This window comes from Roseburia rectibacter (assembly GCF_014287515.2).
Classification (GTDB): domain Bacteria; phylum Bacillota; class Clostridia; order Lachnospirales; family Lachnospiraceae; genus Roseburia; species Roseburia rectibacter.
Genome location: NZ_CP092473.1, coordinates 3,484,812 through 3,497,382 on the forward strand (window position 1 = coordinate 3,484,812; position 12,571 = coordinate 3,497,382).

A 12,571-nucleotide genomic window follows, 5' to 3' on the forward strand; every position below is an offset into this window, starting at 1 on the left:
TCTTTCATCCTTTTTACTTTATTTCCTTGCTTCGGTTACGTTATAGCACTATAAATCAGCAAAGTCAAGTATTATCCATCTGTTTTTTTGATATTTTATCATTTCTTATTAATTTTCAGATTTTTTTTACAATTCATAATCTGCACCTAACGCAGCATAATATACACGAAATCCATGCCGCTTCTTCTCCACATAGTCCATCCGGATAAGCAGATTAATAAATTCCTGTATCATGTTCTTCTCTCAGCGTCTGTTATATACTTCATTCACTGCATCTGTTAATTCAGCGGTACACATTTCCTCATTTCTGTCCCACAGGATATTTAAGATCATATTTGCTGTGTCCGGAAGATTGTCTAAAAATACACTTTCCAACTCCATCACTCTGCTCCTCATCTTTCGTAATGCTCCGGCACTTATTGAAACCGTTGCTTTCTGCCCATGAGTTTAGCATAGATTTGACGGCATTAAAATAGAAATGTTCTATATTCTCTTTAACTCGTCCTTTCTGTATTCTACATTCTTAATTTATAAGATTTTTTATCCTCAGGCATCAATTCCAAGTTCCGCAGGGAGGAATCGCGGACAGACATTTTCGGATGATGTGATCACGGATGCAGCCAGACGTGTTCCAATCTCTACTGCTTCTTCCAACGTTTTCTGATATGTCAGTCCACTTGCCACACCTGCGCAGAACGCATCACCCGCTCCTGTCGTATCTTTTACCTGTACCTTTTTTGCCGGGCACACTCCATAAATACCTTCCCTGTCCGCATATACTGCACCCTTGCCGCCCATGGTAACGACCATGGAAGGAATATTGGCACGTTTTACACAGCCTGCAAGGATCTCTGCAAGTTCTTCCGGTGTCTTTTCACTGTAATCATCAGAAAAAAACATTCCTGCCTCTAACTGGTTGCAGATAAAGCAGTCAAATTTCCGCAGAAAATCTCTTCTCTCTGCCGCAATACTCATATTGCTGACAACCCCGTAAAGCGGTTTTTTGAATTTTTCACACAAATTCACGACTTTTTTGACGATCTCTTTATCCATATCCACTTCAATCACAACGGAATCAGCATTTTCAAAAATCTCATTCCCTGATTTTTCCAGCACATCAAGGATCGGCATCAGATTCGGTCTCTGCGAGATCGAACCGGCAACATCTCCGTGATGATCAAATACCGCAAGCCAGGTTCCCATTCCATTTGGAATCGTCAGCATGTATTCTGTATTTACTTTATGATTCTGTAGTTTGTGAATGACCTCACTTCCAAGTGCTGAATCATCCACGATTCCCAGAAATGTAGGCCGCAGTTCGATATTGGCGATATCTTCCACAACATTACGGCTGACACCTCCATGGATATATTCAATTCTTCCTGCATTTCTTCCGTCCGGAATATAAATATCTTCCGGAAATCCTTTAATATCCACAAATACCGCACCAATTACTACGATTCCATTTTTATTTACTGCCATCTGTTAAAATTACCTTTCTGCTATTTTTTTCTGATATGAATCTCCGGGATTGCCACACTGTCATAGGTGATTCCCGGCTTTTTGTCCTCTTCCTCTGCTGCTTCTTCCGGCTCATGTGTATGGATCTCCGGGACTGCAAGATTATCATAAGTCAGATTATATTCGTGACCTTTCTCTCTTTTCTTTCTGAATTTAAACATAAACATCTCCGTTTCTTCTATTTATAATATATTAATGAAAAATGTGATGACCAGACTGTTGATAAAATCTGCAAATAAACTTCCGATCAGCGGAATAATCAGGTACGCCTTTACGGAAGGGGCATATTTTTCACAAAGTACCTGCATGTTTGCCATAGCATTCGGTGTCGCTCCCATTCCAAATCCACAGGTTCCTGCTGCAAGTACTGCTGCATCATAGTCTCTTCCCATCACATAAAATACTACAAATTTTGTAAATACACAGATAAGTATCGCCTGAACTGCTAACAATATGATAAGCGGCAGAGCAAGTGATGCAAGCTGCCAGAGTTTTAATGTGATCATTGCCATTCCAAGAAACAGTGACAGGGAAATACCACCGATATCATTGATCTCACCCATATGGATCACAAATTTACCAGAGTATTCTCCGATATTCCGAAACAGAGCCGCAGCGATCATTGCACCGATATAAATCGGAAATGTCATTCCTGTTTTTGTCAGAAACCAGGAAAAAACAGTTCCAAGTCCGATTGCCAGAATAAGCTGGAATACTGCCGATGCATACATATTTGTATGACGCTCATGTTTCTTCTTATCTTCCACCAAAAGACTGTCATCCTCCGGCACAACCGTATCAAGCAGGTTCTTTTTCTCAATAAGCTGCTTCCCCAGCGGCCCACCGATCAGACTTCCGGCGATCAGTCCAAAGGTCGCTGCTGCCGTACAGATCGTTGTTGCACCTTCCACATTCAGATCCTCTAAAACCGGGCCAAACGCACCCGCCGTTCCATGTCCGCCTACCATCGGGATCGAACCGGTACACATACCGATCAGCGAATCAATGCCAAGCAGACGTGACGTTCCGATCGCAAGTAAATTCTGTGAAACGATCAGAAGAATGACAAGTCCTAAAAATCCTGCCAGTGACTTTCCTCCGCTCTTTAATACTTTCAAATTTGCCTGAAATCCTACCGAAGTAAAGAAGAATACCATACACACTTCTCTTAATGTATCATCAAAAGAAATCTCCATAATTCCGCTGCTGTAACAGATGCAGGTGACGATTGCAAACAACAGTCCCCCGACAACCGGTGCCGGGATACAGAATTTTTCCAGAACATGTATTTTTTGTTTTAAATAACTACCGAGCATCAGCACCAGCACTGAAGCTGCCAGTGTCTGATACATATCCAACTGAACTTCCATATTTATCCTTTCAATCTTAATTTCCAAACCGTATCTGATATTCAGATCCGTATCTACTCTGTCGGCACCTCGATGCCGCATTCTGCATAGTATGCTGCCGCCCCCTTATGAAATGGGATCGTGATTCCCCCGATCGCAGACTGCTCATCCTCTTTTAGTCCGATCGATGTCGCATATCTGATATCCTGTTCATGAGAAAACAGAAGTGCCGTCAGCTCCTTTACCGTATCCGCGGATAAACTGTCACCAGCTAACAGCACTGCTTGTACAGACAGTGTTTTTACATCTTCCGTCTGACCGTTATAGGTACCTGCCGGGATCGTATATTCGGAATAGAACGGATATGCAGCCTTTAATCTGTCCCTGCATTTTACATCGATACTTAAAAGCCGTATTCCGCACTCCTTTGCGAGTTCCCCGATCACCGTTGTCTGTGTGCCAGCAGTGCAGAAAAATGCATCTATCTCACCCGCTGCAAGTTTTGCTGCCGCTTCCGTATAATCTAAATTAACAGTCTCTGTCATATCCGTGCTGATACCCTGTGCGAGCAGGATCTGTTTTGCATTCCGCTCTGTTCCTGACTCCTCCGCTCCGATACTGATCGTTTTTCCAAGGAGATCATCTAATGATGTAATATCCGAATCTGCTCTCACCACGATCTGACATGCCTCCGGGTAAAGTGCTGCAACCGCTTTATATCCCTGATATGCTTTATCACGAAATTCCCCTGTTCCATGATAGGCTTCCTCCACCAGGTCTGCCTGCGCAATTCCCAGTTCTATATATTTTCCGGAAAGAAGTCTGATATTTGCCGCCGATCCGGCAGTATTTCTTGTTTCAAGTTTATAAGAAAAATCCTCTTTATTTGCAAGACTGACAAATGCATTGGAAAATGAATCATACATTCCACCAATGCCCGCAGCTCCAAAACGGATCGTTTTCCGGTTCATACTGCATCCTGCCAACAATAAAATCATTGCCAGCCCAAGAAAAATATAACGACCTTTTTTCAAATTATCTCTTCTCCTTTTCCATTTCCTTTTATCTGCAGGTTATGCATCCGATCTGGCATATGCATTCTTCATCTGACCACTCAGCTCAAACAGCACTTTATCGAGCGTGTCTGCCGTCTCTTTCTTTAACATTCCTGCAACTGCACGATTTGCCTCATGCCGGATCTCTTTTCTTTTTGCTGCATCGGTTTCTTTTGAAAGCAGATCATCATACCGGTTGATCAGTTCATGACCTTTTGCCAGTACATGCTCTTTATATCTTTCAATATGGAATACCGAACTCCGGTAAGACGCATCAGCCATTGCCGCGATCATTCTGCTCGACCAGTAAAAATTATCTGTAGAAACCTCATCTGTGGTATTGCAAAGGTAATCCGGGGTCTCATCAATATCTGCATAAAATGGAACCAGCACGTTGAACGCATTGGATGCAAATGCGATCCACTCGATCACATTACAGTCATGCTCCATCTCAGGGCGCATCTGGATCACTGCCAAAAAGTCATTGCGGTTGATCCCAATCGAACGGTATGCGCCACGCATATTTTTCTCTCCGTATGCCGCATACGGATCGTACGGTGTCCCCTGAAAATGGGAGGACAGTACATATTTTACATCTTCCACCGTAATTTTCTTTTCCGGTACCATGCACCACGGGATATCATCCGACTGCGGTGTATAGTCCGCATTTTCTCCATCCCAGACTTTTGTATGGGGATTTAAACAACGCTCCATATACCATGCTCTCGGTGTATTGTATACGTGATCTGCATCATCGTGGCTGCCAAATGCATCACGCGGATTCAGGCTGCCATCCATTGAGAGGTTCAGATGATTTTTTTCTATAAATTCTTTCATATCAGAAGAACACATATATTCTTTCTGTTCAGATAGTGCATCTTCAAGATCAAACTGATCAATACCAAGCTGATTTGGCATGACAACGTACACATCATCCGGCACCCTTCTTGCGATCCAGTGATGCCCACCGATCGTCTCAAGCCACCAGATCTCATCCTGATCCTGAAAAGCGATTCCGTTCATCTCATAGGTGCCGTACTGTTCTAACAGAGAACCAAGGCGTTTCACACCCTCTCTTGCACTGCGGATATACGGCAGAACGATACATACGATATCCTCCTCGCCGATCCCGCCAGGTACTTCTTCTTTTCCATCTTCCGGCGGCTGAATTTCAACTAACGGATCTGCTCCAAGCACACGCGGATTTGATGTGATCGTCTCCGTTGCCGTCATCGCAACATTTGCCTCATTGACACCTGCCGCTGCCCAGATACCTTCCCCATCCACGGCATTCGGCACTGCCGTATAACGCATCGGATCATCCGGAAGTTCAATCGTCACATGCGAAAGAACAGATTTATATGTTTTCGGCTGCTCATCCGGATGGACAACAACAAATTTCTTCGGTGTAAAATGTCCGGAACCGGAATCATCATTTCTCGCGATCATTGTAGATCCGTCATAGGATGCATTTTTTCCAACAAGTATTGTAGTACACGCCATTTTTATTATCTCCTCTCGCGTATTTTATCTATTCTGCTTCATCATAGAAAATTTTGTCTTTTTCCAATACTGTCCCAACACCGTCTTTTACTTCAACGATGCAGACAGAACAGTTTTTCGGAATGCCGCCACGCCAGATATCCTCTTTGTCTTCATAAAAATTAGCTAAAAGACAGCGTCCGGCTGCCCCATGTGTTGATATAAAGATCGTGGCATTTTCATATGCCTTGTTCTGTACCAGCGACTGATAAAAATCTTCGGTCCGTTTTAAAACATCTTTAAAACTTTCTCCGCCCGGTGCTTTCATACAGTGATAAGGATCATTGTAAAATTTATCAATAAAATCCGGTGGAAGAACTTTGCTGTCTTTCACACATTCTCCCTCCCAGTCGCCAAAAGAAAGTTCTATGATACGTCTGTCTGTGATCATCGGAAGATGTCTGCCCGCCATCACAAGCTCTGCTGTCTGTTTTGCTCGGATCAGCGGGCTGGAAATGACAAGATCAAAATCAATGTCTTTCATTCCTTCACCTGTCAGTTCTGCCAGACGCACACCTGCGTCATTTAACATGATATCATGCTGTCCCTGCAGTTTTTTCTCTTTATTCCACGATGTTTCACCGTGTCTGATTATGTATAATTTCATATGTTCTGCCTTTCTGTATTTTAATCTCATGCGATAGCTATTGTACCATAACGTTGTTTTATTTGAAATATGCCGGAAAACATTATATACTATTCTCATCTTATCAGAAAAGAATAATGTATTTATGGATTCGGACCAGGTACCTTTTTCTGCGGTACATGTGCACTGCTCATCCTTCTGAACAGTTTCTATGGTGTCCATTTTGGACATACAAAACGGGCCTCCTATTTGGTAGTCTCACTGCTTACTTTTATAGAATTTCCGTTTCTTTATTATATTTATCATACAAATACGATCGTTTACATGATTTTAAGCATCGCTGCCATCGCCATTTTCATCCCGGCCGCCCACGCCCTGATTTTTGCAGTTTTAGCAGTTTTCTGTGATGTTTTTATCGTAATTTATTCTTATTATCATCCGGTTCCATGGGCTGCGATCACAGAACAGGAAGCATTTTACTCCACCCTTTGTTCTCTGGTAATTTCTATGTTTTGCGTATTTATGGTCACTCTGCTTTTGAAGGTTCAATATGAAAAACAGGACAGCGATCTAAGAACTCTGGGAGATCAGTTAAAAAATGCCGCTGACCACGATACACTGACTGCACTTTATAACAGACGTTATCTGAACCAGTATTTAGAGCAGCTGATTCAAAATGATCATACTGATTTTTATGCTGTTTTACTGGATTTAGATTTTTTCAAGAAAATCAATGACACCTATGGGCATGTATTCGGTGACGAAGTGTTGGTTACTTTCAGTCGGATTTTAGAAAAGTATCTGCCGGATGGCGGCATTGCACAATACCAAAATGGAATGGAGATTTCCACCCTCTACAGTCTCGCCGACAAAAAACTATATTGTGCAAAGAATGATAACCGGGATAAAGATGTATTTTAACCAGCTTACAGATCCTTTTTAACCGCTTTTCCCAGACATTTTTTCCGTACAAAGTAATAACAGATCACCTGCATCACGATCGTAGCCAGCCAGGATGCCGGGTACGAAATAAACAGGAAATACAAGGATCTGTGATACGGAAAGAATGCAAAAATCCATAATATACGCATTCCGACTGTACCGATCACAGACAATATCATCGGAACCGAAGAATATCCCATTCCACGCAGTGCTCCCGGAAAAAGATCCATGATACCGCAAAGGAAATATGGCACTGTAGTAATTGAAAGAATCTCTACTCCACATGCAACCACATCCGGTTCTTTGGTATAGATCGTCAGTATCTCTGTTCCAAAGAAATATGCCCCACATCCAAGCACAGCAGCAACTCCAACCGATAAAATCAGACAGTCCAGAAGAACTCTGTCCATACGCTTATATTTTCCTACACCAAAATTCTGACTGGTAAAACTCATACACGCCTGTGTAACAGAATTTACAGAAACATACAGGAAACCAAGCAGATTATTTGCTGCCGTATATCCCGCCATTGCTGTTGCGCCAAAGGAATTAACAGAGGACTGTAACAATGCATTTGAAAAATTGATGACTGTACTCTGGATTCCCGCCGGAACTCCCACCTGAAAAATCTGTTTTAAATAAACACCTTTTATAGAAAGTTTTGATAAATGAAGCTGATAGCTTCCCTGCGTTTTACAAAGGCAGCGTAAAACAAGAATACAGGACACACACTGTGAAATGATCGTTGCGATCGCAACGCCGGCAACATCTAAATGAAATACGATCACCAAGATCATATTCAGCACCGCATTGATACAGCCGGATATAATAAGGAATAAAAGCGGCCGTTTTGTATCCCCGACTGCCCGAAGTATTGCCGCACCATAATTATAAAGCATAAAAAATGGCATTCCCATAAAATAGATCCGCATATATAAAGTCGACTGACCGATCACATCATCCGGTGTGCCCATCAGTTCCAGCGCTCCCTTTGCAAACAATACACCAACAAATGCCATCACCACACCGCTGATCAGTGCCAACGTAATCGCCGTATGTACGGTCTGTGACATTTCTTCCTCCCGTCCTGCAGCATAAAATCTTGCTGCAAGCACATTTGCTCCAAGTGAGATCCCGATAAAAAGATTCACAAATACATTGATCAGTGCCGTTGTCGAACCGACCGCTGCAAGTGCCTGGCTTCCGCTGAACCGTCCCACAACGATGATGTCAACTGCATTAAACATTAACTGTAAAATTCCAGAAAGCATTAGCGGAAATGCAAACGATATTAATTTATCCATAATGGTGCCATTGCACATATCAATTTCATATTTATTATTTTTCATTGCTGCTCTCACCTTTCTTCCTTACACTGTTTCATAAAATAAAATAAGATATACAATGCCTGTTTTGCATTGCATATCTTACTGCCTTTTTTGGGCTTCGTCAATCAATTTTCAAGAACCGGACGGGATACGTACGATATATCGCTCTCCATCACATTCTGCCAGTGTTAAAACCGGAATATGTTTTTTTCGAAGCTGATGTACGATCGGATAAGTCAAAAAAACATCCCCTTCCACATAAACAGCTTCCGGTTTTTCTTTTAAGATCTGTTTTACCTGATCTTTGATACGGCTCTTCCACTCCTGCTTTTCCATCAAAACTTCCCCATAGATTCCCTGCAGTGTAAGTTCCGGAACATCCGGCAGCACGCAGTGTGATATGCGGGCATGCTCCATTCCCGGCAATTTCTGCAATAATTCATCTGCTTCCTTTCCACCGCCAAGATTTACGATCACGGGTTCCTCTTTAAAGCAGGACAGACTGATCTTACATGCTGCGACAGCATCTTCTAATGTGCCAGCCGTCATCAGAAAGCCACCTTTGTGGCAGAAACCGGCGCTGGAAAGTCCTGTTGCCTGTACCAGCTCTTCATTCTCCAGTCCAAGCCATTTTTCCGGGAAACTGCACTTATAATTCATGGAATATTCTCTTTTTTGCGGCTGGATACAATATCCACCACGATTAGATGGAAAGATCACAAACGCAATCTCCGTCTCTGAAAGCCTTTTCTGGCAGGGAATAAATTCCGGCAGGACGAGTATTTTTGCATCAGACTCCTTTTGCTGTGACTCTAAAATTTCCTCGATCCTTTTATCGGCACGCTCATTTCCAAGATAACGCTCAAATTTATTTTCCAGTATCATACCTGCGACACCGACCGCCTTAAAAAAAGCATCATCACTGCTGCCTGACGCATCCCAGGTTGGATTAAAGTTTCCGATCAAGGTTGCAAGCTCGTTTTTTTCTCCCGTATTATCATTGTTATCGAGAGGCTGCACAAACGCCTCATCAAAAGTCTGCGCGAGTTCTTCCCCTAAAATCCCGGTTCCAAGCTGCTCCCAAAGCAGTCCAAATGCCGCATACGGCACTCCATTTTCACGGACTCTGCTGTCCTTCTGATGATGATCAAATTCCCCGCGCCCAATATCAAATACGATTCCGTCATAATCTTCTGGGACTTTATTGCCACGTGTAATCGTAATCTCCGGATTCAGATAGAGCAATAATGCCGAGGAAAAAACATCGTCCGCATGGAACTTTCCGCCGTGTGTAAATGCCTTTGCATCTTTTCTTGTGATCTGCTGTAATAATGTATGATTCATGATCTGATCAATTTTCTCCTACTATCTGTAAATATTCGTCGATAAATATTTGAATGCATTGTCTGCACAGATCGCAACGATCGTCTTTCCCTTTGCTTCCGGTCTTTTGCAATATCCGTTGCAACTTTGATCGCTGCTGCAGCAGACTGACCAAGAAAGATTCCATCTGTTCTTACCAGATCACGACCAACCTCATATGCAAGATCTGCATTAACCTCAACTACTTCATCATACTGAAAATCAATATCTCCGCCTGTAGCATCCCAGATTTCAGGACCGGTAGTTGCGATATGTACATTCGGGTTTTCCGGATTTCTGCCCTGATTGATATAATACCAGCCATGCTCATCTGCATACTTCTGAAGCAGATCGTAAATCGGATCGAATGCCAGTCCTTTTTCTGCGATCAGTTCCGGCACTCCCGGAATATCTTTAAATTCCAGCTTTGCAAGTATCGTGGCATCTAAGTCATGTTCTTTTTCATAGTTAGTAACTTCGACTAACGGTGTCTCTCCCACTAATTCTGCGATTGAATGATAAATTTTTCTCTCTGCCATCTTTTCATTCCCCATTTAGTTAAAATAATTGTATTCTACTGTCTGTATCCATTCTTTTCCTTCCAGTACCCCTGCTAAAGATAACAGACTCAATGCATTTCCTGTTGTTCCAATGTATAAACCGGTATAGCTGTGGACATTCTGCGGTATCGTTCTCCACCAGTTTCCATACCAGTTTCTCTTTTTCTGCTGTTTATAGATATCTCCCGGTTCATCACTCACAAACGACTGGCTGATGATAAATCTTGCTGTCCGTTTTGCATACCCTAAAAACTCATCCTCACCGGTAATCTTATACATAGAAATAAAATGCTCTAAGATACCCGGTGTTCCTTTGTGGCATCCACCCATCTCTCTGTCTATTTTGCGATCTCAATATAATCCTGTGTTTTATATTCTTTGAATAATATGTTTTTTGGCATTTTTATAACCCCTGGCTGCACTTGTCTTTTGTTATCTGGTAATATACGCTTTTATTTCTACTTTGTTAAGAGGAATTATATGATATGTTAGATTTTAAACTGCCGGATATTCATTTCAAGCTCATCAACAATTTCTTTATTGTTCGAAACTACATCCACGATCTTCTTAAATTCTTCATTGATCTGCGACATATATTCTGAATTAACCGACACTTCCTCTTTCTGTTTATCAAACCCATCCATGATGCCATTCACATAACAATGAATACGCTCCATACTCTGTCCCAGTTCATCTATATACCCCTCAAACTTTTCCATCTGTTCTTTAAAATTATGTGCATCATTTGCATATTCCTCACCGGTATGTACAAGGACATCATAATCAGAAATAACATTTGTTTTCACATAGTTTAGCAGTTCAAACGAAGCCTCCGCTAATTTAGCTACAATATCTACGATAAATGTATTTATCTTTTGAATTTCACCTGCAGTCTTTGACGACTCCTCCGCAAGACTGGATATCTCGTTGGCCACAACTGCAAATCCCCTGCCGCTTTCTCCCGCTCTTGCAGCTTCAATACTGGCATTCAATGCAAGCAGATTTGTCTGGTCTGCAACATTAAGGATCTTGTCTGTAAGCTGCTGTATCCGCTCCACTTCCTTTGATTCTTCAATTTTATCTTCAAGTGTTTTTCCAATTCTCACGATCGTATTCTGCATACGCTCTCTGGCTGATACCGCATCTTCTTCTAGCTTTTCTGCTTTTGATCCAACCTCACCAATATATTCAGCCTGCGATTTTGCCTCATTTATGACAGATGACATCATCTCATTATTATTCTTTGCATTTTCGGCGATCTTGTGAACCAGATCACTCATTTCAAGGACTTTTCCTTCCATATCGTTCATTGTCGCATTGACCTTCGATACTTCATTGGCAGAGGATGTCACAATATTATTTACATGCTCTGAATTGTTTAAAAGTTTATTTTCACTTACACTGATATTATGAATGATCTCACGCAGATTTTCCAAAAACATATTCAGGCTGTCTGCAATATCTCCAACTTCATCTGTTGATCTTACGTTGATCTTCTGTGTAAGATCTCCCTCCTTCTTTGCAAGTTCACTCATTTTCCCTGCTATCACACCTACACTTTTCGACAAGATACCACTTATGATAAGGGAAAGCACTACTGCTATCACTAATCCAAGCAGTTCAATGATCAAAAATTCTTTTATAAAAATATTCTCCTGAAGTCTGATATCAGTTGCAGAACAATCAACACCTACGATTCCTGCAATCTGACCTGCACTATCGTAAACCGGAGCAAATGCACTGTAAAAATCTCCCCACTCATCGGATGTCATTTCGCTGTCAACCGTGACATTTCCTTTAAATGCTTCTGCAATTTCATCATATATCTCATATTCTTCACCAATTGCAGCCCCTTCTTCAGTATCAGCATCAACGATAAATTCCAGTCTGCCGCCATTCATTCTCATCGTGTATATATATTGGATATCATCGCCACACAAAAAATCCTGCAGCTGCGACAGTATCTCTTTATAATTCTCTGTCGCTTCATCCCCTGCTTTGATCTTTTCTAGAATATCCCCATCAATTCTTTCTGCGGCAATTTTCGCTGAATTTCTGGCATTTTTCTTACACTGTTCCAACAATGTATCTCTCGCCTGTACTATAAAAAAACCAGCCGATCAGATTCGTCACGGTCAAAACACATACGATCATTCCTACTAAAATCTTTGCACGTATGCTTATTTTAAAATTTTTTTGTGATCCCGTTTTTGTCATGCCATCCCTACCCTTCCTGTTTTATATAAATATTATATCTGTTAGTGATAGCATAGACAAGAAGGTAGTTGGGAATTCCAATGCTTTTAATATCTGCTTTACTTATCTG

The 12,571-nt window shown here is 41.7% G+C and carries 14 protein-coding genes; 1 reads left to right on the top strand and 13 read right to left on the bottom strand.

Annotation, left to right across the window (positions count from 1 at the left end; genetic code table 11):
• Nucleotides 1-243 precede the first annotated feature (243 nt).
• The 7 genes from H8S51_RS15895 to H8S51_RS15925 form a co-directional block, all read right to left on the bottom strand.
• Nucleotides 244-381: a hypothetical protein gene (locus tag H8S51_RS15895; RefSeq protein WP_241070770.1), complete on the bottom strand. Its 138-nt coding sequence runs from the start codon at nucleotides 379-381 to the stop codon at nucleotides 244-246.
• A gap of 165 nt (nucleotides 382-546) precedes the next feature.
• Nucleotides 547-1,482: a PfkB family carbohydrate kinase gene (locus tag H8S51_RS15900; RefSeq protein WP_186899902.1), complete on the bottom strand. Its 936-nt coding sequence runs from the start codon at nucleotides 1,480-1,482 to the stop codon at nucleotides 547-549.
• 20 nt (nucleotides 1,483-1,502) lie between these two features.
• Nucleotides 1,503-1,682, bottom strand: coding sequence for a hypothetical protein (locus H8S51_RS15905; protein WP_117920332.1), 180 nt, complete (start codon nucleotides 1,680-1,682; stop codon nucleotides 1,503-1,505).
• 21 nt (nucleotides 1,683-1,703) lie between these two features.
• On the bottom strand, nucleotides 1,704-2,891 hold the full coding sequence (gltS, locus tag H8S51_RS15910) for a sodium/glutamate symporter (RefSeq protein WP_186899903.1): 1,188 nt from the start codon (nucleotides 2,889-2,891) through the stop codon (nucleotides 1,704-1,706).
• A 53-nt stretch (nucleotides 2,892-2,944) separates the two neighbouring features.
• A complete protein-coding gene (locus H8S51_RS15915) occupies nucleotides 2,945-3,868 on the bottom strand; it encodes a TAXI family TRAP transporter solute-binding subunit (protein WP_186899916.1) in 924 nt (307 codons plus the stop codon).
• A 75-nt stretch (nucleotides 3,869-3,943) separates the two neighbouring features.
• Nucleotides 3,944-5,428, bottom strand: coding sequence for a C69 family dipeptidase (locus H8S51_RS15920; RefSeq protein ID WP_186899904.1), 1,485 nt, complete (start codon nucleotides 5,426-5,428; stop codon nucleotides 3,944-3,946).
• 28 nt (nucleotides 5,429-5,456) lie between these two features.
• Nucleotides 5,457-6,074: a histidine phosphatase family protein gene (locus H8S51_RS15925; protein ID WP_117920328.1), complete on the bottom strand. Its 618-nt coding sequence runs from the start codon at nucleotides 6,072-6,074 to the stop codon at nucleotides 5,457-5,459.
• A 228-nt stretch (nucleotides 6,075-6,302) separates the two neighbouring features.
• Here H8S51_RS15925 and H8S51_RS15930 point away from each other — a divergent pair, with 228 nt between their 5' ends.
• A complete protein-coding gene (locus H8S51_RS15930; protein ID WP_186899905.1) occupies nucleotides 6,303-6,974 on the top strand; it encodes a GGDEF domain-containing protein in 672 nt (223 codons plus the stop codon).
• A 5-nt stretch (nucleotides 6,975-6,979) separates the two neighbouring features.
• Here H8S51_RS15930 and H8S51_RS15935 read toward each other — a convergent pair whose 3' ends face one another.
• The 6 genes from H8S51_RS15935 to H8S51_RS15960 all read right to left on the bottom strand — a co-directional run bounded on the left by H8S51_RS15935 (nucleotide 6,980) and on the right by H8S51_RS15960 (nucleotide 12,462).
• The gene (locus tag H8S51_RS15935; protein ID WP_186899906.1) at nucleotides 6,980-8,344 is read right to left on the bottom strand and encodes an MATE family efflux transporter; all 1,365 of its coding nucleotides are present in this window, start codon (nucleotides 8,342-8,344) and stop codon (nucleotides 6,980-6,982) included.
• 111 nt (nucleotides 8,345-8,455) lie between these two features.
• A complete protein-coding gene (locus H8S51_RS15940; protein ID WP_186899907.1) occupies nucleotides 8,456-9,667 on the bottom strand; it encodes an MYG1 family protein in 1,212 nt (403 codons plus the stop codon).
• A complete protein-coding gene (locus H8S51_RS15945) occupies nucleotides 9,664-10,224 on the bottom strand; it encodes a hypothetical protein (protein ID WP_207724047.1) in 561 nt (186 codons plus the stop codon). The genes H8S51_RS15940 and H8S51_RS15945 overlap by 4 nt, the downstream gene beginning before the upstream one ends.
• A gap of 15 nt (nucleotides 10,225-10,239) precedes the next feature.
• Complete coding sequence (locus H8S51_RS15950) at nucleotides 10,240-10,575, bottom strand: glycoside hydrolase family protein (RefSeq protein ID WP_186899908.1); 336 nt, start codon at nucleotides 10,573-10,575, stop codon at nucleotides 10,240-10,242.
• Between the two features lie 158 nt (nucleotides 10,576-10,733).
• Nucleotides 10,734-12,326 (bottom strand): methyl-accepting chemotaxis protein, encoded by a 1,593-nt coding sequence (locus H8S51_RS15955; RefSeq protein WP_241070771.1) that lies wholly within the window; start codon nucleotides 12,324-12,326, stop codon nucleotides 10,734-10,736.
• Nucleotides 12,313-12,462, bottom strand: a complete 150-nt coding sequence (locus H8S51_RS15960) for a hypothetical protein (RefSeq protein ID WP_241070772.1) — start codon at nucleotides 12,460-12,462, stop codon at nucleotides 12,313-12,315. Before H8S51_RS15960 ends, H8S51_RS15955 begins: the two co-directional genes overlap by 14 nt.
• Nucleotides 12,463-12,571 lie beyond the last annotated feature (109 nt).

Excerpts from the sequence above, each read along its gene's own strand:
- H8S51_RS15920 (WP_186899904.1), bottom strand. The coding sequence starts at position 5,428 with ATGGCGTGTACTACAATACTTGTTGGAAAAAATGCATCCTATGACGGA.
- H8S51_RS15960 (WP_241070772.1), bottom strand. The coding sequence starts at position 12,462 with ATGACAAAAACGGGATCACAAAAAAATTTTAAAATAAGCATACGTGCA.
- gltS (WP_186899903.1), bottom strand. The coding sequence starts at position 2,891 with ATGGAAGTTCAGTTGGATATGTATCAGACACTGGCAGCTTCAGTGCTG.
- H8S51_RS15935 (WP_186899906.1), bottom strand. The coding sequence starts at position 8,344 with ATGAAAAATAATAAATATGAAATTGATATGTGCAATGGCACCATTATG.
- H8S51_RS15945 (WP_207724047.1), bottom strand. The coding sequence starts at position 10,224 with ATGGCAGAGAGAAAAATTTATCATTCAATCGCAGAATTAGTGGGAGAG.
- H8S51_RS15905 (WP_117920332.1), bottom strand. The coding sequence starts at position 1,682 with ATGTTTAAATTCAGAAAGAAAAGAGAGAAAGGTCACGAATATAATCTG.
- H8S51_RS15925 (WP_117920328.1), bottom strand. The coding sequence starts at position 6,074 with ATGAAATTATACATAATCAGACACGGTGAAACATCGTGGAATAAAGAG.
- H8S51_RS15915 (WP_186899916.1), bottom strand. The coding sequence starts at position 3,868 with ATGATTTTATTGTTGGCAGGATGCAGTATGAACCGGAAAACGATCCGT.
- H8S51_RS15895 (WP_241070770.1), bottom strand. The coding sequence starts at position 381 with ATGGAGTTGGAAAGTGTATTTTTAGACAATCTTCCGGACACAGCAAAT.
- H8S51_RS15950 (WP_186899908.1), bottom strand. The coding sequence starts at position 10,575 with ATGGGTGGATGCCACAAAGGAACACCGGGTATCTTAGAGCATTTTATT.
- H8S51_RS15940 (WP_186899907.1), bottom strand. The coding sequence starts at position 9,667 with ATGAATCATACATTATTACAGCAGATCACAAGAAAAGATGCAAAGGCA.
- H8S51_RS15900 (WP_186899902.1), bottom strand. The coding sequence starts at position 1,482 with ATGGCAGTAAATAAAAATGGAATCGTAGTAATTGGTGCGGTATTTGTG.